General features: G+C 65.5%; 16 protein-coding genes. 8 read left to right on the forward strand and 8 right to left on the reverse strand.

The genetic code is table 11. From position 1 onward, the window contains the following. Positions 1-84: 84 nt before the first annotated feature. From ACZ1JC_RS06085 to ACZ1JC_RS06095, 3 genes are all read right to left on the reverse strand, one after another. Positions 85-879 (reverse strand): GDSL-type esterase/lipase family protein, encoded by a 795-nt coding sequence (locus ACZ1JC_RS06085; protein WP_465138826.1) that lies wholly within the window; start codon positions 877-879, stop codon positions 85-87. Beyond that, positions 876-1,814, reverse strand: a complete 939-nt coding sequence (locus ACZ1JC_RS06090; protein ID WP_465140280.1) for an alpha/beta hydrolase — start codon at positions 1,812-1,814, stop codon at positions 876-878. The genes ACZ1JC_RS06085 and ACZ1JC_RS06090 overlap by 4 nt, the downstream gene beginning before the upstream one ends. Before the next feature lie 76 nt (positions 1,815-1,890). Next, positions 1,891-4,335 (reverse strand): glycoside hydrolase family 3 N-terminal domain-containing protein, encoded by a 2,445-nt coding sequence (locus tag ACZ1JC_RS06095; protein ID WP_465138825.1) that lies wholly within the window; start codon positions 4,333-4,335, stop codon positions 1,891-1,893. A gap of 137 nt (positions 4,336-4,472) precedes the next feature. Here ACZ1JC_RS06095 and ACZ1JC_RS06100 point away from each other — a divergent pair, with 137 nt between their 5' ends. After that, entirely contained in the window at positions 4,473-5,573 is a 1,101-nt protein-coding gene (locus ACZ1JC_RS06100) for a LacI family DNA-binding transcriptional regulator (RefSeq protein WP_465138824.1), read from the forward strand. Positions 5,574-5,583: 10 nt separating this feature from the next. Here the strand turns inward: ACZ1JC_RS06100 and ACZ1JC_RS06105 are convergent, their stop codons facing one another. Genes ACZ1JC_RS06105 through ACZ1JC_RS06125 form a run of 5 tightly spaced genes read right to left on the reverse strand, consistent with a single transcriptional unit; the run spans position 5,584 to position 10,696 of the window. Further along, positions 5,584-6,432 (reverse strand): aldose 1-epimerase, encoded by an 849-nt coding sequence (locus ACZ1JC_RS06105; RefSeq protein ID WP_465138823.1) that lies wholly within the window; start codon positions 6,430-6,432, stop codon positions 5,584-5,586. Next, positions 6,429-7,832 carry a sugar porter family MFS transporter gene (locus ACZ1JC_RS06110; RefSeq protein WP_465138822.1) on the reverse strand — a complete coding sequence of 468 codons (1,404 nt, stop codon included), beginning with the start codon at positions 7,830-7,832 and terminating at the stop codon, positions 6,429-6,431. The genes ACZ1JC_RS06105 and ACZ1JC_RS06110 overlap by 4 nt, the downstream gene beginning before the upstream one ends. A 60-nt stretch (positions 7,833-7,892) precedes the next feature. Beyond that, complete coding sequence (locus tag ACZ1JC_RS06115) at positions 7,893-8,765, reverse strand: SMP-30/gluconolactonase/LRE family protein (protein WP_465138821.1); 873 nt, start codon at positions 8,763-8,765, stop codon at positions 7,893-7,895. A gap of 3 nt (positions 8,766-8,768) precedes the next feature. Next, on the reverse strand, positions 8,769-9,554 hold the full coding sequence (locus tag ACZ1JC_RS06120) for an SDR family NAD(P)-dependent oxidoreductase (RefSeq protein WP_465138820.1): 786 nt from the start codon (positions 9,552-9,554) through the stop codon (positions 8,769-8,771). A 17-nt stretch (positions 9,555-9,571) separates the two neighbouring features. Continuing rightward, positions 9,572-10,696 (reverse strand): fumarylacetoacetate hydrolase family protein, encoded by a 1,125-nt coding sequence (locus ACZ1JC_RS06125; RefSeq protein ID WP_465138819.1) that lies wholly within the window; start codon positions 10,694-10,696, stop codon positions 9,572-9,574. A gap of 209 nt (positions 10,697-10,905) precedes the next feature. Between ACZ1JC_RS06125 and ACZ1JC_RS06130 the strand changes: the two genes are divergently transcribed. The 7 genes from ACZ1JC_RS06130 (at position 10,906) to ACZ1JC_RS06160 (ending at position 23,035) form a co-directional block, all read left to right on the forward strand. Continuing rightward, a complete protein-coding gene (locus ACZ1JC_RS06130) occupies positions 10,906-13,131 on the forward strand; it encodes a WD40/YVTN/BNR-like repeat-containing protein (protein WP_465138818.1) in 2,226 nt (741 codons plus the stop codon). Then, a complete protein-coding gene (locus ACZ1JC_RS06135; protein WP_465138817.1) occupies positions 13,128-14,765 on the forward strand; it encodes a DUF5597 domain-containing protein in 1,638 nt (545 codons plus the stop codon). Before ACZ1JC_RS06130 ends, ACZ1JC_RS06135 begins: the two co-directional genes overlap by 4 nt. Positions 14,766-14,792: 27 nt before the next feature. After that, the gene (locus tag ACZ1JC_RS06140) at positions 14,793-17,690 is read left to right on the forward strand and encodes a TIM-barrel domain-containing protein (protein ID WP_465138816.1); all 2,898 of its coding nucleotides are present in this window, start codon (positions 14,793-14,795) and stop codon (positions 17,688-17,690) included. Between the two features lie 229 nt (positions 17,691-17,919). Next, positions 17,920-19,569 (forward strand): alpha-L-fucosidase, encoded by a 1,650-nt coding sequence (locus tag ACZ1JC_RS06145; RefSeq protein WP_465138815.1) that lies wholly within the window; start codon positions 17,920-17,922, stop codon positions 19,567-19,569. A 33-nt stretch (positions 19,570-19,602) separates the two neighbouring features. Beyond that, positions 19,603-21,231, forward strand: a complete 1,629-nt coding sequence (locus tag ACZ1JC_RS06150) for a DUF5597 domain-containing protein (protein WP_465138814.1) — start codon at positions 19,603-19,605, stop codon at positions 21,229-21,231. 146 nt (positions 21,232-21,377) lie between these two features. Beyond that, on the forward strand, positions 21,378-21,692 hold the full coding sequence (locus ACZ1JC_RS06155; protein ID WP_465138813.1) for a hypothetical protein: 315 nt from the start codon (positions 21,378-21,380) through the stop codon (positions 21,690-21,692). A 638-nt stretch (positions 21,693-22,330) separates the two neighbouring features. Further along, positions 22,331-23,035: a hypothetical protein gene (locus ACZ1JC_RS06160; protein ID WP_465138812.1), complete on the forward strand. Its 705-nt coding sequence runs from the start codon at positions 22,331-22,333 to the stop codon at positions 23,033-23,035. Positions 23,036-23,275 lie beyond the last annotated feature (240 nt).

Here is a 23,275-nt window from a genome sequence, read left to right on the forward strand (position 1 = left end):
TATTTGTTGACCGCTAACATCTCACGATAAACTGTGACGATTTTGCGTCACTATGCCCGTCGATGCTGCGATAGTTGCAGCAAATCAGCGGTTTTTGCTGCGCAGCGTCTGTGCGATTGCTGCCTGCACAATTGGCGCCATACGCGCGTAACCGGCAGCGAGCGGATGCACGCCGTCATGGGTGAAAGACTGGTCCATCAGCCCATCGGCGCCGGCGAGTGCCGGGTAGTAATTGGCGAAAGCATAGCCGCGGGCCTTGGCCAGCGATTCCAGCTTGGCGTTGATTCGGCGCAGTTCTTCGGGCTTGCGTTCCTTCACCACGTAATCGGCGCTGGGTGTGTTCGTTACCGGCAGAATCGAGCAGAGCACCACCTTGATGCCATGCCTTTCCGCGATGTCAGCCATGGCCTCTATGTTCGAGACGATGCCGTCCTCGCTCTCCATCTGCAGGAAGCCGGAAACGTCGTTGACGCCGCCCAGAATTACCACAGCGCGGGGTTTCAGAGCGACGACGTCCTGCTGGAAACGCACCAGCATTTGCGCCGTCACCTGGCTGCCGATGCCGCGATTCACATAGGGTTTGCCGGGGAAGTACTGGCGAAGATCCCACATGTCGGTGATCGAATCGCCCAGGAAGACGACGCGCTGCTCATCCTTCGCGGGGGCAGGCAGTGCAGCATTGGCGGGCGCGTAGAGATAACGCTCACCGAAATCCTGCATCATCGAGGGCACCAGCTTCTCGCGGAATGGCCCCGCCCACGGCCCCCAGTCGCGCGTGTCCTGCACCGTGCGGCGCTCCGGACTGGACTGGTAATGCTGCGGCTCGCCCGCGCCGATCAGCAGAGCGGCGGCGGGCAGGAGCAGGGCCCATTTCTTCACGCGGAGAACACGCCGTGGCGCTTGCCATAAGCGTGGAACAGGTCCGGCCAGGCGTGCGCGGGAACATCGTCGTGCAGGCGCGCGCCGAACCCGTGGCCGCCCTTGTCGAAGCCGTGAAATTCCACCGGCCGCTCCTTCGCCAGCATGGCGGTGTACATCGCAATGCTGTTGCCGATCGGCACGAGGCCGTCGTCGCTGGAGGCGGTGAGGAACACCGGCGGCGTACCGGCGGTCACGCGGTTCTCCACCGACCCGGCCTGACGCAGCGCGTCGCTGGCGCCTTCGCCCAGCAGGCTGTCTCGCGATCCGCCGTGGGTGAAGGGCTGCGACAGGCTGACCACCGGATAGATCAGGCCGGCAAGGTCGGGGCGCGCCGAAAGCGTGTCGGCCTTGTCGACGGGCGTGTAGACCTTCTCGTCAAAACGCGTGGCGATCGATCCGGCCAGATGGCCGCCGGCCGAAAAGCCCAACACGGCGACGCGCTTGGGATCGATCCCGAACTCGGCCGCGCGCGAGCGGACGAGGCGCACTGCGCGCTGCGCGTCCTGCAGCGGCACCGTCTCACGATTGGCCCAGCCTTCGCCCGGCAGGCGGTAGGACAGGATGAAGCAGGTGACGCCGCGCGCGGTCAGCCAGCGGGCCTGTTCCTCGCCCTCATTGTCCCACGCAAGGAAGCCGTAGCCGCCGCCCGGCAGCAGGATCACGGCCGATCCGTCGCGATAGGCGGGCTGGCGCACTTCCAGGCTTGGCGCGGCGATGCCGGTGATCCAGCGATCGTCAAAGGCGGCGTCCTTGCTCTGCTGCTGCACCTTGCGGACGGGCAGCTTTGCGGGCGCGCCCGGCGCCTTGCCCGGCCAGAGCGGGATCGAGGGGCCCGAATAGGAAATCGCGGTCGGCCCGGCCACGGCCTTGCCCGAAGATACCGCCGCAGCCATTCCGGCGGCAGCGATTCCGCCGAGCAGGGCGCGGCGCGAAGTGGAAGTCTTGTCGCTCACAGCGGCTGTTCCTTCTTTACTCAGGGCAGACCGCGCCGGCCGGATCGGTGGCGAGGCGCATGTCGGAAATGGTGATTGTGAAGGGCGCGTCGGCGGCCAGCGTGAAGGGCTGACTGATGCCGCCCAGATAGGTGCCGTGGTTGCCAAAGCACTTGAGCGGAATCCGCAGCGATGCCCACTTGCCGGGCTGCGCCACGGCCTTGTCGATCCGCACCGCACCCGAACCGAGCGCCAGCGTCACCGGCCCGCTTGCCGCCTTGTCCACGCGGTAGAGCACTTCCACGTTCATGTCGGCATTCGCCTCTCGCTCCAGCGTCAGGTTGGGGCCGAGGACCGAGGCCTTGCCGGTGCCGGAGAACGCCAACTGGATCGCACCTTCCTGGCGGTTGGCGCTGTCCACCAGCTTTTGGCTGACAGCGGCGCCGGTCTCAAGCCGGAATGGCTTGGCGACGATGCCGGCGGCGACGAACACGCTGGAGTTGAACGCGCTGGCATCGATGCCGGCTTCCTCGCTCTGCGTCCCGACGTGCGCCGTCTTCGCATAAGTCAGGCCGTAACCCAGCGGGAACAGCGGGTCATAGCCGGGCTGCCCCTTGTTGAGCGTGAACTGCGCAGCAGTCTTCGGCCAGGAGAAGGAGAGGGTGCCGTGGAAGTCGGTCTTGCCGCCGATCAGCACGTCGGCAACGCCATTGCCTTCCGAACCGGGGAACCACGCGGCGACGAACGCGTCCGAAGCGTTGAGTTCCGGATTGATCCAGAGCGGACGGCCCGAAAGGAAGACCGAGACGGTGGGAATGCCCGCCGCCTTCAACTTCTTCAGCAGCGCGAGCGACTTCTTGTTGCCGGGCTGGAATTCCAGCGTGCGGATATCGCCGCGCAGTTCCGCATAGGGCTCCTCACCGAAGACGACGATGGCGACATCGGGCTTGGCGGTGAAGCTGCCGTCGGGCGAGAGCACGGCCTTGCCGCCGCCCGCCTTCAGCGCATCGGCAATGCCGGCGTAGATCGAGGTGGCGCCGGGGAAATCGGCATTGGTATTGCCATCGCCCTGCCATGACAGCGTCCACCCACCGGACTGGCGGCCGATATCGTCCGCCGCGTCACCCGCGACGAGCACGGTGGCGCTGGTCTTGATCGGCAGCACGCCTTCGTTCTTCAGCAGGACGAGGCTCTCGCGCACGGCCTGACGACCGATGGCGCGGTGCGCGGCGGAGCCCATTTCCTGCGGCTTGTCCTCGAACGGGCGCGCGGCATCGAACAAGCCCAGCTTCATCTTCACGCGCAGGATGCGGCGCACGGCATCGTCGATGCGGCTCATCGGGATTGTGCCGGCCTTGGCGGCGGCCAGCGTCGAATCGAACAGGCCCTTCCAGCTATCCGGCGCCATCGCCATGTCGAGCCCGGCGTTGAACGTCGCCGGGCAATCGGTGTTGGTGCAGCCGGGGATCTGGCCGTGGCCATTCCAGTCCCCCACCACGAAGCCGTCGAAGCCCATGCGGCCCTTCAGCACATCGGTCAGCAGCGCCTTGTTGCCGTGCATCTTGGTGCCGTTCCAGCTGGAGAACGAGGCCATGACCGTCATCGTTCCGGCATTGACGGCGGCGGGATAGCCCGCATCGTGGATGCGGATCAGCGTATCTTCATCGACGCGCGTGTCGCCCTGGTCGATACCGTCATGCGTGCCGCCGTCGCCCAGGAAGTGCTTGACGCTGGCGGCGACGCGGCCGGCCTGAACGGTCGTCTGCGTGCCGGGCGCGCCCTGCAGGCCTTCCACCATCTTGCCGGCATAGGCGGCGACTACGGCCGGATCTTCCGAATAGCCTTCGTAGGCACGGCCCCAGCGGTCGTCTTGCGGCACGGCCAGGGTCGGTCCGAATGCCCAATCGATGCCGGAGGCGGCGGTTTCGGCGGCGGTGGCCTTGCCGATTTCCTGCATCAGCGCCGGATCGTGCATCGCGCCCAGCGCGCTGTTGTGCGGGAAGAGAGTGGCGCCCACGACATTGCTGTTGCCGTGCACGGCGTCGATGCCGAACATGATCGGGATCGGCTCATGCTGGGCACGCTTTTCCAGCGCGACGGCGTTGAACGCGCGCGAGGTGGCGACCCAGGCCGAGGCGGGCGAACGATCGGGCGCGCCGATCGGCGGCGAATTGCCGCCGGCCAGAATCGAGCCGAGCGGGTATTCCTTCAGGTCTTCCGGCTTGATCGAGGCGGTATCGGCCTGGATCATCTGGCCGACCTTTTCGCGCAGGCTCATCCGCGCGATGATCGCGGTGATGCGCGCTTCGGTCTTGGCGTCGACAAGGCCCGGGCTTTTCGCGGCGGGCCAGCGTTCGGGATGGACGGGGGTAGGGGCCGAGGTAGGGGAGGGCGCGGTATGGGGAGCCTCCGCCTGAGCCAGTGCGACAGTGGCGCACGATGCCAGGGCAACGGTCTGCAATACGCGGTGAATACGCCTCATCTCATCCTCTTCGTTTTCCCAATTGCCGCTGTCTAGGCGATCGAAAATGATTGCGCTACCATAAACCGATCGCGGAGACGGGGGACTGTGCGCAAGCCTGCGCTTTTCACCGGCCGCAGACATGCTAGAGAAACGTCATGTCCGACAGTGAGCGCAAACGCCGCAGCGCGAAATCCCGGCAGACCGGGGCCCCGACGATCGCCGATGTGGCCGCGCTGGCGGGCGTATCGATGATGACCGTATCGCGCGTCATCAATTCCGAACCCAAAGTGCGCCAAGCGACGCGCGATGCCGTGAACGCGGCCATCGCCCAGCTCAACTACGCGCCGAACCGCGCCGCGCGCAGTCTGGCCGGGGCCTCGCAGCTGCGGCTGGGCCTGCTCTATTCGAACCCGTCCGAAGCGTTCCTCAGCGCCTTCATCGTCGGCAGCCTTGAGGAAGCCGGGCGGTCCGACGTCCAGCTGATCGTCCAGAAAATGGAGGACGGGGAAGATCTCGCCCTTGCGGCCGAGCGCATGGTGGCGGGCGGTATCCACGGCGTGATCCTGCCGCCGCCGCTGAACGAGGCGGTGGAAGTGCTGTCCGTGCTGCGTCAGGCGCAGATGCCGACCGTCGCCGTGACGACGGCCAAGCCCCATGAGGGCATCGCCACGATCATGATCGACGACCGCAGCGCCGCGCGTGAGATGACGGCGCATCTGATCGATCTTGGCCATCGCCGCATAGGCTTCATCGCCGGCCATCCCGATCTCTCGGCCAGCGGCGCACGGCTGGAAGGGTACCGGGAGGCGCTGGACGAAGCCGGCATCGCCTTCGACGATGCGCTGGTGGCGCAGGGCTATTTCACGTATCGCTCCGGCCTGGACGCGGCGGAGGAACTGCTTTCGCTGGAGGACCAGCCCTCCGCGATCTTCGCCAGCAACGATGACATGGCCGCTGCCACCGTCGCCATCGCCCATCGGCGCGGGCTGGACGTTCCGGGCGACCTGACCGTCTGCGGGTTCGACGATGTGGCGCTGGCGACGACGATCTGGCCGGAACTGACGACGATCCAGCAGCCCATCGTCGAGATGAGCCGCCGCGCGGTCGAGCTGCTGGTGACGATGCTGCGCAACAAGCGGCAGAACGAGATCGGCGATCAGCGGATCGAGATCGACTACAAGCTGGTGCGCCGCCAGTCCGACGCCGCGCCGCGCCGCCGCCCGGTGCTGCGCCCGCCGGTTCCGAACGGCAACTAAGCGCGCGCCGTCAGGCGCTGCGGATGCGCATTGTCACGCCGAGCGTTTCACCCGGCGCCAGTGGGCCCGGGGCGTCGCGATTGACCGCGTCGGGCATCGTGCTCTGCGGCTCGGCGCAGAAGAAGTCCTGCCCCGGCGGCACGTAGAAGTGCAGGAACGGCGTGTCGTCCCCTTCGATCAGAACATCGCCGTCTTCGCGCTGAATGCGTAGCTGGCCGTTCCAACCGGCGTAGCAGTGATCGACAAGGTCGGCCCGCTCCAGCCCGGCGCCCCGGCTCCAGTCGCCCAGCGTGTCGGCGGTGGCACGCACGGTGGGCAGCATGTCGGCATCGGCCAGCCATACGGCCTTGGCGGTAAAGGCCACGCCGGTCACGCCATTGCGCGTGAACCAGGGGTGGAAGCCAAGGCCCGCAGGCATCGCACTGCCATCGGTATTGGTCAGTTCCAGCCGCACTTCAAGGCCATCGGCGTCGAGCCGGAAATGCTGGCGCAGCGTAAAGGCCCAGTCCCAGTCGGCCCCGGCGGCATGGTGGTGGATCAGAGTGGCGGAATCCGCCTCCTGCGCCTCCACCGACCAGTCGCCCAGCCAAGCCGTGCCGTGCAGCGGGTGTTTCTGGCCGGGAGCATTGGGCGCCAGCGCATAGGCCTTGCCATCCCATGTGAAGCGGCCGCCGGCGATGCGGTTGGCATAGGGGGCGAGGGGGAAGCACGCACTGTCGAAAGGCGCATCTGCGCCTTCCGGCATCGGCCGCAGGATGTCCGCGCCGCGCCGGGTCAGCGCCCGGACCATCCCGCCGCGATGCGGATCGAGGGTCAGGCGCCAGTCGCCCGCGGCAAGGATCATCCCGCTCTGGCTCATCCCTGCATGTCCTCCAGCTCACGCCCGCGCGTTTCGGTCACGGTTGCGCGCACGAAGAAGAACGAGACGGCGGCGGCCAGCGCGTAGAGCACATAAGTCACCGCAAGGCCGGGCCGTTCGGACATGCTGGGGAAGCTGACCGAGATCGCGGCATTGGCGATCCACTGCGCGAAACCGGCTACGGCCAGCGCGGAGCCGCGGATCTGGTTGGGGAACATCTCGCCCAGCATGACCCACATGACCGGACCCCAGCTCATGTTGAAGAACACGACATAGGCATTGGCCGAAATCAGCGCGATCAGGCCCGAATGGCCGGGCAGCGTAAGTGCGCCGTCCGCGCCGGCGACGGCGGTGGAGAAGGCCCAGGCGACAAGGCCCAGCGTCACCGCCATGCCCGCCGAACCGATCAGCAGCAGCGGCTTGCGGCCGATCTTGTCGATCAGCGCGATGGCGGCAAGGCAGGCGCCGATCGACAGCGCGCCGGAAAGGATGTTGATCTGCAGCGCGTTGTCTTCGGTGAAGCCCACCGCCTGCCACAGCGTCGCGCCGTAGTAGAAGACGACGTTGATGCCGACCAGCTGCTGGAACACGGCGATGCCGATGCCCACCCACATGATCGGGCGGATCTTGCCGGTGGTCTTGTCGATCAGGTCGGACAGGCGCGGGCGGTGATGGTCGGCCGCGAGCGAGGCGTTGATTTCCGCCACCTTGCGCGTGGCTTCGCCCGCGCCGAACAGGCGGGTAAGCACGGCATGCGCCTCGTCCTTGCGGCCGCGCGCGACCAGGTAGCGCGGGCTTTCCGGGATCGAGAGCAGGGCGATCAGGTAGATCGCGGCGGGAATGGCCTGCAGCCAGAACATCCAGCGCCAAGCCGGGAAGCCCAGCCAGAGGTTGGCGGTGGAACCACCGGCCCAGCGGGCCAGCACGAAGTTGGCGACGAAGGCACCGGTCAGGCCGGTGATGATCATCACCTGCTGCACGCTGGAAAGACGCCCGCGCAGGTTCGCCGGGGTCATTTCCGAAATGTAGACGGGCGAGGTGACGCTGGCCGCGCCAACGCCAAGGCCGCCGATGATGCGCGCGAAAATGAAGATTTCCGACGATCCGGCAGCGCCGGCCAGAAGGGCGGAGATCAGGAACAGCACCGCGGCCAGCATCATCGTGCCGCGCCGGCCGATCAGGTCCGACAGGCGGCCGGCGATGAAGGCGCCGATCGAGGAGCCGACGAGAATGGCGCCCACGTTGACGCCGATGCCCAGACGGCCCAGCGCGAAGGCGGCTTCAAGGCCCTTCTGCGTGCCGTTGATGACGCCGGAGTCGTAGCCGAACATGAAGCCGCCGATGGTCGCCACGGCAACGACCAGCGCGATGAGGCGCTTGTTGATATCGATCCTGTCCATCAGGATATCCTTTCCCGGCGGGCCGGCCTGATCTTTCTGTCTGGCCGGGCCCGGTTTGTCTTAGGTGTTTGCGGTGCGTGGCGGTGCGGCGGGAATCGCCGTGCGGAAAGTGAACAGATCGCCCGCAAGTGGCTGGCTGGCAAGCTGTTCTTCCGAAAGCCCCTGACGCGCGGTAGTGGCGAAGGCGGTGCATCCGTCCTCCCCGCCCAGTGCGATCTTGGTCACGTTGGAAACCGGGAAGCGCACTTCGTCGGTCAGGCTGCCATCGGGGGCGAAACGCCGCGCCGCGCTGCCGGCATAGAAGCCGAGCCAGACGCCGCCTTCGGCATCGCAGATCGCTCCGTCCGGATAGCCCCAGTCGGCACGGTCTTCGCTGGTGAAGTCGAGGAACAGCTCGCCTGCATCGGGCGTGCCATCGGCCGAGACGGCGTGGCGGATGACCTTCCGGGCCAGCGTGTCGACATGGTAGACCAGCGATCCGCAAGGCGAGATGGCCGGGCCGTTGGTGATCGTCACCGGATCGAGCCCCGCCTCGCGAACCGCACCCTTGTCGAGCACGAAGACCTTGCCGGTCTCGCTTTCTTCAAGGTTGTCCATCGTGCCGAACCAGATGCGGCCTTCGGCATCGATGGCCGCGTCGTTCAGGCGGTTGTCGGGCAGGTCGGCCTGGATATGGGCGATCCGCTCAAACGCGCCGGTTTCGGGCAGAAAACGGTGCGGGCCGCTCTTCAGGCCGGCGATCAGGCCGCCTTCCGAGGAAGGCAGAACCCACCCGACATGCTCGGGCGCGGGCCAGCTGGCAAGGTCGCGCGTCGCCGGATCGAAGCGGAACACGGTGTTGCGTTTGATGTCGACGAACCACAGCGCGTCGCCAATCCACACCGGGCCTTCGCCCAGTTCGGCGCCGACCGAGAGGAGGTGCTCAGCCTGCATGGCTCAGCGCCACCCGGCGTCGACGAAATAGTCGTGCCCGGTGCACATGCGCGCGCCGTCGGAGCTGAGGAACAGCACCAGCGCCGCCACGTCCTGCGGCACGATGCGACCCGGCAGGCACTGGGCGGCCATGATCTCTGCCTCGCCCTCGGGCGTGTACCACTTTTCCTGGCGCGGGGTTTTTACATTGCCGGGAACGATGGTGTTCACGCGGATGTTGTCGCCGCCCAGATCGCGGGCAAGGCTGCGCGTCAGGCCGGAAATCGCCGCCTTGGTGGTCTGGTAGAGCACCAGATCGGGCAGGGCGAGGTGCCAGGAAATCGAACCGAAGTTGACGATCACACCGCCGCCCGCCTCGCGCATCGTCGGCGCCACGGCCTGTGCGGCGAAGAACAGGTGGCGCAGGTTCACGTTCATGCGCTCTTCCCAGAACGCGGGCGTGACATCGGCGATCTGGTGGCGATCGTCGTTGGCGGCGTTGTTCACCAGCACGTCGATGCCGCCCATGTCGCTAACGATGGCGCGGATCGTCTGACTGACGCTGTCGATATCGACAAGGTCGAGATGGCGATAGACCGGCGCGTGGCGCGCGCCTGCGGTCAGGCGGGCGGCGAGCGCCTCACCTTCGGCATCCTGGATGTCGACGAAGACGACTTGCGCGCCTTGCGCAACAAAGCCTTCGACAAGGCCGGCACCGATGCCGGTGGCGCCGCCGGTGATGATCACGCGGCGGTCCTGAAGTTCGGGATAGACGGCGGTCAGGCCGCCCGAAGAAGTCTGTGTGAGCATGGTTTTATTATTGCCCGTCATGCCGCCAGCAGGCCGCGGCGCGCCAGATTGGAGAAGAGTTGGCCGATCCCGAAAGTCCACGCCGGCGCGTCGGCCGAAGTGGTGACGGGGTTGACCAGCGTGCCGAGGCGCGCGCTGGAAATGGTGACCGTGTCGCCCACCTTGTGGGTGAAGCCGCGGCCGGGCTCGTCACGGTCCTGCGTGGGCGCGAAAAGCGTGCCGCAGAACAGCGCGAAACCGTCCGGATACTGGTGCTCGCTCATGGTCTGGCGCAGCAGTTCCTCCGGATCGCGGCTGATTTCGCGCATCGTGCTGTGGCCTTCGAGGACGTAGCCGTCCTCACCCACGATGGTCATGGCCACGTCCGCCGTGCGCACGTCTTCCATGGTGAAACCGTCGTCGAACAGGCGGATGAACGGGCCGAGCGAGCAGGAGGCGTTGTTGTCCTTCGCCTTGCCCAGCAGCAGCGCCGAACGCCCTTCGAAATCGCGCAAGTTGACGTCGTTGCCCAGCGTCGCGCCCACGGCCTTGCCGTCCGGGCCGGCGATCAGCACCACTTCGGGTTCGGGGTTGTTCCAGCCGGAATCCGACCGCACGCCCACCGGCGCTTCGTGGCCGACGGTGGCGAGCACCGGGCACTTGGTGAAGACTTCGGCATCGGGGCCGATGGCCACTTCAAGGTACTGCGACCACATGCCCTCATCGATCAGCGTCTGCTTCAGCGCATCCGCCTCGGCCGAACCGGGCACGGTGGAGCGGACCGAACCGCCCAGAACGGCCTCGATCTTGCTGCGGATTTCGGCCGCGACGGTGTGATCGCCGCGCGCCCGTTCCTCGATCACGCGTTCCAGTGCGGAGACGGCGAAAGTCACGCCGCAGGCCTTCACGCACTGAAGGTCGACCGGGCTGAGCAGCTGCGCGGATTCCAGCACCTCGATACCGCCCAGCAGTTCCCCGCCGCTGCGCACATCGGCGGCGATCAGTCCTGCGGTGGTGGGGGCGATGCGGGCCATGTCGAAAACCTGGCCGCCGCGAATCAGGATGGGAGTAGGACCTTCCGCGGTCTCGATGCGCCCCAGGAAAATACCCTCACGCCAGTCATGGGGCAGGCCGCGATCCGCGACCGAACTATTTTTTGTCACCGCTATTCCTCTCCAGGTGTGTTAGCGTTATCTACGACCGGCAGCGCAACGTCAAGACGGGTCACGGAACCCGTGATCCGCTGGTTTGGAAGCGAGAGGAAAGAGGGGAGGCCGTGGGCATCAGCGGGGCAAGGAGAGCGCCATTAGTTGCGCTCACAGCGATCGCGACGGGAGCGATTGCGGCAGGTTTTGCTGCAGGCGCTGCGCCGGTGTTTGCGGATACCGTTTCGTCCTCTGGAATCGATTCTTCGCGAGCGGGTGATGTGGCCTATGACTGGCGCGGCGTGCGCGTGGGCGGCGGCGGGTTCACGCCCGGCGTCGTGTTCAGCCCGGTCGAGCGCGGTCTGGTCTGGCTGCGCAGCGACATGGGCGGGGCCTATCGCTGGGATGCCGCCGCGAAGCAGTGGGTGCCGCTGCAGGATCGCGTGTCCGAAGGCAGCTTCATGGGGATCGAGAGCATTGCCGCCGATCCGGTCGATGGCGGCACCGTCTACCTTGCCGCCGGCATGAGCTGGTCTGCCCCTGCCGCGATCTTCCGTTCGGCCGACTACGGCAAGACCTGGCGCGAGACGCGCGTGCCTTTCGCGATGGGCGGTAACGAGAACGGACGCGGACTGGGCGAGCGGCTGGCCATCGATCCTTTCGCGCATGACCGCCTGCTGTTCGGTTCGCGCCATCAGGGCCTCTGGGCCAGCGACGATGCGGGCGCGAACTGGCGCAAGCTGGATGCCTTCCCGCTTGCCGGTTTGGGCCTGCCGACCAATCGGCGCGAGACGCATGGCGGGCTGTCGTTCGTGGTGTTCGACGCCAAACTGCGCGGCCGCGTCTTTGTGGGCAGCGCCGATCCGGGCGAGCGGCATCTGTTCCGCTCGGACGACGGCGGCAAGACATGGAGCGCGGTTGCCGGCGGCCCGGCGGCCGACATGCTGCCGGTGAAAGCCGTCATCGGCGGCGACGGCGTGCTGACGATCACCTATTGCGACGGCATCGGCCCCAACGGCATCACGCGCGGCGCGGTCTGGCGCTTCGATCCCGTGCGCGGGACATGGCGCGATGTCACACCGATCAAGGGCGCGCAGGCTCCCATCGGCGGCTACATGGGTGTGGCGGTGGCCGCGAGTGATCCGCAGACCATCGCGGTCAGCACGGTGGACCGGGGCAATCCGGTCGATACCGTCTGGCTCAGCCATGACGGCGGCGCGCATTGGGACGAACTCTGGAAGCGTTCGGTGCGCGACGTTTCGGCAACGCCCTTCCTCGATTTCGGCGGCAAGGCGAACTTCGGCCATTGGATCGCGGGCCTTGCCATCGATCCCTTCGACGCGAACCACGCCGCCTATGTGACCGGCGCCACGGTCTATGCGACCGACGCCTTGCAGAAGCCGGGCACCATGCAATGGGCGCCGTGGACGCAGGGGATCGAGCAGACCGCGATCATCACGCTGGTCAGCCCCACCGGCGGCGCGCATCTGGTTTCGGGCTTCGGCGACATCGGTGGTTTCCGCCATGACGACTTCACCGTCTCGCCCGCGCACCAGCATATCAACCCGTTCCTGTCGAACACCAACACGCTCGATTACGGCGGCCGCGCGCCGCTGGTGATGGCGCGCAGCGGCAATACCCATGCCCGCGTGGTGCCCGATACTTCGCTGGCATGGTCGGCCGATGGCGGCGCGACGTGGAGCCCTCTGCATGTGCCCAAGGGCACGCCGCATGCCGATGGCACGCCGCTGCCCGAAGAGACCGGCAATGCGGCGATCACCGTCTCGGCCGATGGCAAGACCTTCCTTGTCGAAACCGACCAGCCCCGCCTGACTCAGAATCGCGGCGCGACATGGCAGGCGGTGAGCGGCTTGCCCAGCCGCACCCGCGTCACGGCTGACAAGCAGGACGCCAGGCGCTTCTACGCCATCGACTTTGCGAACAACCGCGTGGTGCGCAGCGACGATGGTGGTGCCCGGTTCCACGCGCTCGCGGGCAAGGGCCTGCCGGCAGACCTTTCCGCCGCCCAGAGCGCCAACCGCGAAGCACCCGCGCCGATTCTGGCCGATCCGAACCGCGCCGGGGCCTTGTGGCTCAATCTGGGCGGTGCGCTCTATCGTTCGACCGACTTCGGGAACACCTGGCAGCGCACCGGACAGGCCATCGCCATCGAGCGCTACGGGCTTGGCAAAGCCGCTCCGGGCCGCGATAGCGCGGCGCTCTATGCGCTGGGCACCGTGGGCGGATTGCGCGCGGTGTGGCGCTCCATCGATGGCGGCGCGACATGGCAGCGGATCAATGACGAGGCCCACCAGTGGGGCCTGCGCATCCGCGTGATTTCCGGCGACCCGCGCCAGTTCGGGCGCATCTACATCGGTACCGACGGCCGGGGCATCGTCTATGGCGACCCGCAGGAACGGCAGGCCCAGAAGCCCGGGAAGGGGACAGAATGAAAAGCAAGGACTTCATCGCATCGCTCATGCTCGCGGCCGCCATCGGCGTGGCCGCGCCGGTTCAGGCGCAGGATGCCGCGACCCCCGTGCCGCGTCTGGAAAGCCGCGATGGCCGCCACGCGCTGATCGTCGACGGCAAGCCGTTCCTGATGCTGGGCGCACAGGCGAACAATTCCAGCAATTATCCCGCGATGCTCGATGCGGTCTGGCCGGTGCTCGATGCGATGCACGCCAATACGCTTGAAATCCCGGTCGCCTGGGAACAAGTCGAGCCGGTCGAAGGCAAGTTCGATTTCACCTACCTGCAGAACCTGCTCGACGCCGCCCGCGCGCATGACAAGCGGGTGGTGCTGCTGTGGTTCGGCACCTGGAAGAACACCAGCCCCAGTTACACGCCGTCGTGGGTGAAGCTGGACAACAAGCGCTTTCCCCGGATGAAGGCGCCCGATGGCTCGGACCACTACGTGCTGACGCCGCTGTCGCAGAACACGATGGCGGCGGACCGCCGCGCCTTCGTGAAGGTGATGGAATACCTGCGCGATCATGACCGGCAGAACACCGTGATCATGGTCCAGCCGGAGAATGAGACCGGATCCTACCGCGTGCCTCGCGACTTTTCGGCAGAGGCGAACGCGCTGTTCGCCAAGCCGATCCCGGCCGCGCTGGCGAAGAAGACGGGCAAGTCCGGTTCGTGGGACGCCGCCTTCGGCAAGCAGGCCCCGCGCGCGTTCAACACCTGGTACGTCGCCCAGTTCGTCAATGCCCTGGCAGAGGCGGGCAAGGCGGTGAAGCCGCTGCCGATGTACGTCAACGCCTCGCTCGCCGGGCCGTCGAACGTGCCCGATCCCACCGGCGTCGCCAGCGGCGGCCCGCAGTGGGACGTGCTGGATATCTGGAAGGCGGGCGCCCCGGCGATCGACTTCGCCGCGCCCGATATCTACGACCGCAACAGCGCCAACGCCGTCCAGTACCTTGATAAGTACGCCCGCCCGGACAATGCGCTGATGGTGCCGGAAATCGGCAATGCGAAGGAATTCGCGCGCTTCTTCTGGGCCACCATCGGGCGCGGGGGCATCGGTTTTGCGCCCTTCGGCATGGATGACACCGGCTACTTCAACTACCCGCTCGGCGCGACCGCGCTGGACAAGGAGACCTTGGCCGCTTTCGCATTGCCCTATGGCACCTTGGCGCCGATCGCCAGCGACTGGGCGAAGATCGCCTATGACCGTCCCACCTGGGGCGCCGCCAAGCCGGACGACGGCGCGGTGCGCGAAACCGTGATGGGCAAGTGGAAGATTTCGGCCGACTGGGGCCAGTGGCAGTTCGGCCAGAAGGACTGGACCTGGATCCCCACCAAGCCCGCGCCCTGGGCCGATCAGCCGGTGGGCGGCGTGGCCGTGGCCCAGCTTTCGGACACCGAATACCTCGTCATGGGCGATCACGTCCGCGTCAATTTCTCGCCCGCGAAGGGGGAGAGCAATGGCGTGATCGTCGCCGTGGAGGAAGGCACGTTCAAGGACGGCAAGTGGGTGACCACGCGCGTCTGGAACGGTGACCAGACCGACTACGGCATCAACCTGATCGACCGGCCGCAGGTGCTGAAGATCACCACCGGTTTCTATTCTTCCAAGTAATTGCCTGAAGCGGCAGAGGATCACGACATGAAGCAATTCACGATAGCAACCCTGCTGGCGGGCTCCGCCATTGCGCTGATGCCGGCCATGGCACTGGCTGCCGACGGCGGCGTGGAGAACGTGCCCGGCGGCGTGGCGGTCACGCCGCAGAGCGGCCCTTCGGACCGCGTCGAAGTGACGCTGCACGGTGACGGCATCTTCCACGTCGTTGCCCATCCGCGCGGCCTTCAGGCCCCGGCCGCCAGCGCCAGCCTGATGGCGCCCAATCCCCCGGCAGCGGGCAAGTACACGGTCAGCCAGACCGGCGGCCACGTGCAGGTCAAGGCGGCGAAGGCAACCGCCGACATCGACCTTGCCAGCGGGCAGGTGCGTTTCCTGGACGCGGCGGGCAAGGAACTGCTGGGCGAGGCGGCCTCCACCGTCTTCACCCAGACCAAGGCGGACGGCACCCCCTACGTCACCGTTTCGCAGCAGTTCAACCGCGGCACCAGCGAAGGCATCTACGGCCTTGGCCAGCACCAGCAGGCGGTGATGGACTACAATGGCGAGGACGTGCAGCTCGCCCAGCACAACATGGACATCGGCATTCCTTTCGTCGTTTCCAGCAAGGGCTACGGCCTGCTCTGGGATAACGAGAGCATCACCCGCTTCGGCAACCCGGCGCCCTACACGCTGGTTGGCGACAAGACGGGCATGAAGGTGACGAGCGGCGGCAAGCCCGGCTTCACCGCGCGCTATTACCTTGACGACAAGCTGGCGGTGGAACGCCAGGAAACGACGATCGACTATCAGTATCTGGACGATCAGGCGAAGTGGCCGGAAGCGGCCAAGGCCAAGACCGTCGCGTCGGAGCAGGGCCAGAATACTGCCGGCAACGCCGTGCAGACGCAGAAGGTGGTGTGGGAAGGCGATCTTCAGCCCGACAAGACCGGCACGCACAAGTTCGAACTTTACGGTTCCAGCTATTACAAGGTCTATGTCGACGGTGAGCTGAAGCTGGACCGCTGGCGCCAGAACTGGAACCCCTGGTACGCCAATTTCGAAGTGCCGATGACGGCGGGCAAGCCCGCGCACATCCGCATCGAATGGGATCCGAACGCCGGCTACATGGCGCTGCTCCACAACGATCCGCTGCCTGAGGCGGACCGCCATTCGGTGTGGTTCACCAGCGAAGTCGCGCGTGACAAGGATTACTGGTTCATCGCCGGTGGCGACATGGACGGCGCGGTGGCGGGCTATCGCCAGCTGACCGGCAAGTCGGAAATGATGCCCAAGTGGGTCTACGGCTTCTGGCAGTCCCGCCAGCGCTATGACACCGCGAAGGAACTGACCGGCGTTGTGCAGGAATACCGCAAGCGCCAGTACCCGCTGGACAACATCGTGCTCGACTGGCGCTACTGGACCGACGATTCCTGGGGCAGCCACAAGTTCGATCCCAGCCGCTTCCCCGATCCGGAAGCGATGGTCAGCACGGTTCACGGCGATCATGCCAACATCATGATCTCCGTCTGGCCGAAGTTCTATCCGACCACCGACACGTTCAAGGAACTGGATGCGGCCGGCGCGATCTATCACGGCAATCTGCGCCAGGGGAACAAGGACTGGGTCGGCCCGGGCTTTGCCAACACCTTCTATGACCCCTATTCAGCCAAGGGCCGCCAGATCTTCTGGCGCCAGGTGGAAGACCGCATCGCCAAGTTCGGCTTCGACGCCTGGTGGGCGGACGCCAGCGAGCCCGACATGCATTCGAACCTGTCGATCGAAAAGCGCATCGACACCATGGGCCCGACGGCGATGGGGCCGGCCACGGAGTTCTTCAACTCCTACCCGCTGATGAATGCGCGGTCGTTCTTCGACGGCTGGCGCGCCTTCAAGCCGGACGTGCGCCCGTTCCTGCTGACCCGTTCGGGCTTCGGCGGTCTCCAGCGCTATGGCGCGGCGGTGTGGTCGGGCGACGTGGCGACGCGCTGGTACGATCTGCACGCGCAGATCTCTGCGGGCGTGAACACCGCGATGTCGGGCCTGCCCAACTGGACGCATGACATCGGCGGCTTCTCGGTCGAACCGCGCTTTGCCGCCGAAAAGCCCAAGGCGGAGGACCTCGACGAGTGGCGCGAACTGAACTTGCGCTGGTTCCAGTTCGGCGCGTTCAGCCCGCTGTTCCGCAGCCATGGCGAGCAGCCCTGGCGCGAGATCTACGAAATCTCGCCCGAAGGTTCGCCCATGCGCGCCTCGATGGTGTGGTATGACGAACTGCGTTACCGCCTGATGCCCTACATCTACACGCTGGGCGCGGACACGTACCAGAACGACGGTTCGATCATGCGCGGCCTCGTGATGGACTTCCCCAGCGATGCGAAGGCCCGCAAGGCGAACGACCAGTTCCTGTTCGGCAAGGCCTTCCTGGTCGCCCCGGTCACGACCTACAAGGCGCGCGAGCGTGAGGTCTATTTCCCCGGCGATGCGGGCCTGACCTGGTACGACTTCGCCAGCGGCAAGGCCTATCAGGGCGGGACCAGCGCCACGGTTTCGGCCCCGGCCGAACGCATGCCGCTGTTCGTGCGAGCAGGCTCGATCGTGCCGATGGGCCCGGTGATGCAGTACACCGACGAGAAGCCCGACGCCCCGATCACGCTGGTCATCTACACCGGCGCGGACGGTTCCTTCTCGGTCTACAACGACGATGGCCGTTCGGAACAGTACCGCATCGGCGCGTGGGAACGCATGCCCGTGCGCTATGACGATGCCACCGGCACCGTCTCCATCGGCGCGCGTGAGGGCAAGGGCTATGCCGGCATGCCGCAGACCCGCACCGTGCGGATCAAGTGGATCGTCCCCGGCACCGCCGTCACCGACCAGAACAGCTTCGACAGCGAAGTGCGCTGGACCGGCAAGGCGCTGCAAGTGAAGCGCCCCAAGCGCTGAGGGTTTGTTTGAAAATTCGCTGAAGGCGAATTTTGCGGCACCGGCCCACGCCCCCACCCGACCACCCACGAGCGTACCTTGATGGGTGGTCGGGCGGGGGAGTGGGCCGGTACCGCGCCGAAAATGCCCATCCGGGCATTTTCCAAACAACGGCCAGGCAAGATTTCAACGGGATCAGGAGAGGGTTTTACACGATGGTCGGCGCAATCCTTCGCAGCAGGTGCAACCCGTGAAGGGGCTGAGGCCGGATCGTCGCCGCTTTCTGGCGGGCGCACTTGCCGCAGGGGCTTCTGCGCGGCCGCTTGCCGCCGCTGCTGCCTCGACCGGCGCGGCTGCCGGCCCGGTTCAGGCCAGCTGGGCCTCGCTGGTCGAGCACTATCGCTATCCCGACTGGTTCCGCGATGCCAAGTTCGGCATCTGGTCGCACTGGGGCCCGCAGGCGGTGCCCGAGCAGGGCGATTGGTACGGACGCTTCCTCTACATGCAGGGGCATCCGATGTACGAACATCACCTGAAGACTTACGGCCACCCGGCCGATACCGGCATGATGGAGATCCAGAACCGCTGGAAGGCGGAAGCCTGGGATCCGGAAGCGCTGATGCAGCGCTATGTGAAGGCGGGTGCGAAGTACTTCGTCTCGCTCGCCTGCCATCACGACAACCTCGACTGTTTCGACAGTTCGCACCACGCCTGGAATTCGCAGCGCGTGGGGCCGGGCCGCGATGTCGTCGGCACCTGGGAGAAGGCCGCGCGCGCGGCAGGGCTGAAGTTCGGCGTTTCCAACCATATCTCGCATGCCTGGCACTGGTATCAGCCGGCCTATGCCTACGATCCCGAAGGCCCGCGCAAGGGCGAGCGCTACGACGCCTACCGCCTCACCAAGGCCGATGGCGCAGGCAAGTGGTGGGATGGGCTGGACCCGCAGGAACTCTATACCGGCCCGCACATGGTCGCCCCTGACGGCATCGATTCCATCGCGGCGATGAACGAATGGCACGACAAGAACGACGGCCAGTGGATCGAAACCGCGCCGCCGGGGGACGAGACGTTCGCGCGCCAGTGGCTGCTGCGCCAGATGGACCTCGTGGCCAAGTATCGCCCGGATTTCTGCTATTTCGACAACTACGAACTGCCGTTCGGCCAGTACGGCCTGGCGGCGGCGGCGGACTACTACAACCGCTCGATCGAATGGCACGGCAAGATCGACGTGGTGCTGACCGCCAAGCAGCTGAAGTCCTACGCCCGCTTTGGGCTGGTGCAGGACGTGGAGCGCGGCTTTACCGACCATCTCTGGGACGAACCCTGGCAGACCGACACCTGCATCGGCGACTGGTTCTACAATCGGAACCGCTTCACGCAGAAAAGCTATGTCGGCGCGCAGGGCGTGCTCCAGCGGCTGGCCGACGTGATTTCGAAGAACGGCAACCTGCTGCTCTCGATCCCCCAGCGGGGTGACGGCACCATCGATAGCGAGGAGGAGAAGATCCTCGACGATCTTGCCCGCTGGATGGCGGTGAACGGGCAGGCCGTGTTCGGATCGCGCCCCTGGCATGTGTATGGCGAGGGGCCGACAGTGCTCTCGGTCGGGATGCAGAACGAGGGCGGATTCAAGGGCTTTGTCGAGGGCGACGTGCGCTTCACCGTCAAGGACGGTGCGCTCTACATGTTCGCGCTGGCAGCGCCGCAGAAGCCGCTCTCGGTAAAGGCGCTGGGGCGCCGCGCGATGGCGCAAGCAGGCAAGGGACAGGTGGCAAAAGTCACGCTGCTCGGCGGCGGCGCGCTGCCGTTCCGGCAGGGGGCGGAGGCGATGGAAATCGACCTGCCGCAAGGGCTCGGCACGGTGCCGGTGGTGAAGATCGAAGGTCGCGGTGTGGCCTGAACCTAAACGCACCTTAAAGGAACCTAACGCGACATGAGAGGCACCTGGAAGACCCTCACCGCCTTTAGCGCCGCGCTTGCTGCTGCTCCATTACCGGCGTCGGCTGCATCCGACGAGGTGCCCCGTATCGTCACCCGCGATGGCCGTCATGCGCTGATCGTTGATAGCGCTCCCTTCCTGATGCTGGGTGCGCAGATCAACAACTCCAGCGCATGGCCGGCGACGCTGCCCAAAGTCTGGCCCATGATGGCGGCGATGCACGTCAACACCGTGGAAGTGCCGATCGGCTGGGAGCAGATCGAGCCCGAGGAAGGCCGCTTCGATTTCACGTTCGTCGACCAGTTGCTCGAACAGGCGCGTGCGCAAAATGTGCGGCTGGTGCTGCTGTGGTTCGGCACCTGGAAGAACACCAACCCGCAATATACCCCGCGCTGGGTGAAGCTGGACAACGCCCGCTTCCCGCGCATGCGCCGTGCGGACGGCACCCTGCATTACGCCCTATCCCCCTTCGGCAAGGCGACCCTGGCGGCGGACAGCAAGGCCTTTGCCGCGCTGATGACGCATCTGGCCGAAGTGGACCGGCAGAACACCGTCATCATGATGCAGGTGGAGAACGAGGCCGGATCCTACGGCCTCGCCCGCGATCATTCCCCCGAAGCCAATGCCGCCTTCGCCGCGCCCGTGCCCGAAGAATTGCGCAAGCGCCTCGGCAAACCCGCCGGCAACTGGAGCGCGCTGTTCGGCCGCGATGCCGAACTCTATTTCCACGCCTGGCAGGTCGCCAGCTACATCGACAAAGTGGCGGCGGCGGGCAAGGCGGTGAAGCCGCTGCCGATGTACGTCAACGCCGCGCTGCCGAACGACCCCTTCACCTGGCAGGACCCGAACACTTACGCGAGCGGCGGCCCGGCCAATACCGTGATCGACGTCTACAAGGCCGCCGCCCCGCACCTCGATCTGGTGGCGCCGGACATCTACAACCCGAAGCACAAGGCCTATCTCGGCTTCCTCGACGCCTATCGCCGCGCGGACAATCCGCTGTTCGTGCCAGAGACCGGCCACGCGCCCGAATATGCGCGGCACTTCTTCGCGGCGCTGGGCAAGGGCGCGATCGGCTGGTCGCCCTTCGGCATCGACCCGCTGCGCTATCGCCCCAGCCTGCCGCTGGCATCGAAGCTGGATGACGAGGCAGTCGCACCGTTCGCGGCCAACTACGCCCTGTTCGCACCGATGACGCGCGTCTGGGCAAAGCTGGCCTTCGAAGGCAAAGTCTGGGGCGCGTCCGAGCCCGAAGACCCCGCCGATGGCCACAAGCAGGTGATCCCGCTGGGCAAGTACGTCGCCACCGCCAATTTCGGCAACGGAGACTTCGGCCCCACCGATCCCAAGGGCAATGCCAAGCCCACCGGCGGCGTCGCCATCGCGCAGATCGGCCCGGACGAATACCTCGTCACCGGCTACTTCGCCCGCGTTGAGTTCGCGCTAGCTGACCCCAAAGCCGCCAACCTGATCCTCGACCGCGTGGAGGAGGGCACTTACGATGCGGCAGGCAAGTGGCAGTTCCAGCGCGTGTGGAACGGCGATCAGGTGGACTGGGGCCTCAACTTCACCGCCGCCCCGCAAGTGCTGCACGTGAAGCTGGCGACTTATCCGATCCGGTAGCGGGCCCGTTCGACGCGCCGCCTATCGGGCCCCAATCTGGCCAACGCCTTTTCGGGGAGAACATTCGCATCGCAGGATGTGACGTTTCGCCATAATGATCGGTGCTCGACGATCGCTGGTGACACGGACAGGACTGAAAACTGCCTATGACGCGCTTCCCCCGCAGCGGAACAGTGGCCATCGCGGCGGCATTCCTGATCGCCGGTATTGCGATCGGGTTAGCAGTTCCCCGCCCGGCTCAAGTGTCTCCGCCCGGTCCGGCAGGCGGCGACCGTCTGCGTCCGACCCATTCCCAATCGCCGGCAAGAAACATGTGGTCTCCGGATATCCGGCACGATGCCTATGTTCTGCAAGAGCAACAGAAGATCGTGGACGCGCTTGAGCAGCAATGCCGGATGACCGGGAAGGAGTGCAAGCTGGCTGAGGCTGCCCGGCAGACGCTGGACAGGAACTCGAAATAGAGCCGGCAACGCCGCTCTCCCCTTTGATCTTGCGATTTCCGCCAGGTTGAAGGGGGAAAATGACTTGCGGCATACGCCCTTTGAGCACCCGCGTCGCTGCGTGTGTCAGTCCCTCGTCATCCCAGCGAAAGCTGGGATCGCCATCGACCTCACGCGATTGTGAGGCCGATCCCAGCTTTCGCTGGGATGACGCCGGTTCAAAGTGTCTGCGCTGGTTTTCCTCCGACTTTCCTACCATAGGCGAAGCTCAGCCGGACTCCCGAAAGCGGAATGGCAACCGGTCGAGGGTCTGCCGGGTAGCCGTTTTCGGCTTTGAAGGCGGCCAGCGAACGCAAGATCGCATCCGTGGGCGTTTCAGATATAGTTAGGGTGGCTTCCATGCTGATCCTATTTATTGGTCAGAGAGGATCTTCGTCGGGAAACGCGGCGACAATTAGGCGGATTAATTTTACATAAATCTTGCGGCGCCTTGGCGCGGCAAATTTCAGGAATTTAATCGGCTTTTAGAAACTGCGAAAACCTCTCGATATTGCCGATTGTGGCGCACACACTGGCAAAGCACTTTCAGCATGCGGCGGCATGTAATCGATTATTAGGAAATATAGAGAAATGTCCGGGCGAGTTTCGTTCCGGAGAGAATGATGAAGCGCGGGTCGATCATCCTGGTTCTGCTGCCCTTGATCCAATTGGGTATACCGATCTTTGTGCAGCCTTCATCTGCCCGAAACGTGCTTTTCCACGGTACCACCGGTATTATAATCCTGCTGTTCAGCATGCTTGTCTGTGGTGTCTTGTGGATGAAGCACAAGACCAAAGACATGCCGGATGAGGATGAGCAAAAGGCCTTTACGAGGAGGTTCTTTCTCGGGGGGATTGCGGTCTTGGTGCTGCTCGGATTTGGCGCGCTTTCCGTGCATGAATTGATCGAGGGCAAGGCGCTGACGCACATCCAGCAGCATGGCACGCGCGCGGTTGCGCGGGTTCTGGATATCTATGAGAGCAGTTGCGGCAAGCGAAACTGCCGCATCAGCGCGGAATATGAATTCGTGCCCGGCAATAGCGCGCCCGGAACGCCGCCTGTGATCGGCTATGGCGATCTGGGCAGCGACAGCAGATCAGATGATCCGCGCGTTTCCTGGGCCAGGAGGAATCACACCGTCCCTATCGCCTATGAAGCTGAAAATCCGTCGAACTCGGCGCTGAATTTCAATGACAGCGTGTTCACTGTCGATCACATGGCGGTGGCATACCGAGTTATAAAAACCCTGACTGTGGTTCTTGGCCTGGTTGTTCTGTTGCCGCTCGTTGTGATGATCGTGCGCCCCTCTCGCAAAGCCAATTAACTAGGCCGGCTTCCCGGTCGCCAAGTCCGGCGGAAATCAAAGGGCAATTCGGTATATCCGGAAAAACGACACGGCAGTTTTAGAAATGACGTTGGCGAACCGCCTGCCGGTATAGTTCGCGGGAGCCAGTGGCTCGCAGCCGCCGCGAACGTGAGTGATGCCGTCCATGGGCCAAGCCGTCTGTCCCGAGGTTTCCAGTACCGCTCCCGGATCCGTGTGGCGTGCGGCGCGTCCGGGCAG

It is taken from the genome of Sphingomonas sp. BL-S-28, from assembly GCF_055521515.1.

Coding starts and splice junctions, on each gene's coding strand:
- ACZ1JC_RS06150 (WP_465138814.1), top strand. CDS start 19,603: ATGAGAGGCACCTGGAAGACCCTCACCGCCTTTAGCGCCGCGCTTGCT.
- ACZ1JC_RS06135 (WP_465138817.1), top strand. CDS start 13,128: ATGAAAAGCAAGGACTTCATCGCATCGCTCATGCTCGCGGCCGCCATC.
- ACZ1JC_RS06155 (WP_465138813.1), top strand. CDS start 21,378: ATGACGCGCTTCCCCCGCAGCGGAACAGTGGCCATCGCGGCGGCATTC.
- ACZ1JC_RS06100 (WP_465138824.1), top strand. CDS start 4,473: ATGTCCGACAGTGAGCGCAAACGCCGCAGCGCGAAATCCCGGCAGACC.
- ACZ1JC_RS06095 (WP_465138825.1), bottom strand. CDS start 4,335: ATGAGGCGTATTCACCGCGTATTGCAGACCGTTGCCCTGGCATCGTGC.
- ACZ1JC_RS06120 (WP_465138820.1), bottom strand. CDS start 9,554: ATGCTCACACAGACTTCTTCGGGCGGCCTGACCGCCGTCTATCCCGAA.
- ACZ1JC_RS06160 (WP_465138812.1), top strand. CDS start 22,331: ATGATGAAGCGCGGGTCGATCATCCTGGTTCTGCTGCCCTTGATCCAA.
- ACZ1JC_RS06105 (WP_465138823.1), bottom strand. CDS start 6,432: ATGAGCCAGAGCGGGATGATCCTTGCCGCGGGCGACTGGCGCCTGACC.
- ACZ1JC_RS06090 (WP_465140280.1), bottom strand. CDS start 1,814: ATGGCTGCGGCGGTATCTTCGGGCAAGGCCGTGGCCGGGCCGACCGCG.
- ACZ1JC_RS06140 (WP_465138816.1), top strand. CDS start 14,793: ATGAAGCAATTCACGATAGCAACCCTGCTGGCGGGCTCCGCCATTGCG.
- ACZ1JC_RS06110 (WP_465138822.1), bottom strand. CDS start 7,832: ATGGACAGGATCGATATCAACAAGCGCCTCATCGCGCTGGTCGTTGCC.
- ACZ1JC_RS06115 (WP_465138821.1), bottom strand. CDS start 8,765: ATGCAGGCTGAGCACCTCCTCTCGGTCGGCGCCGAACTGGGCGAAGGC.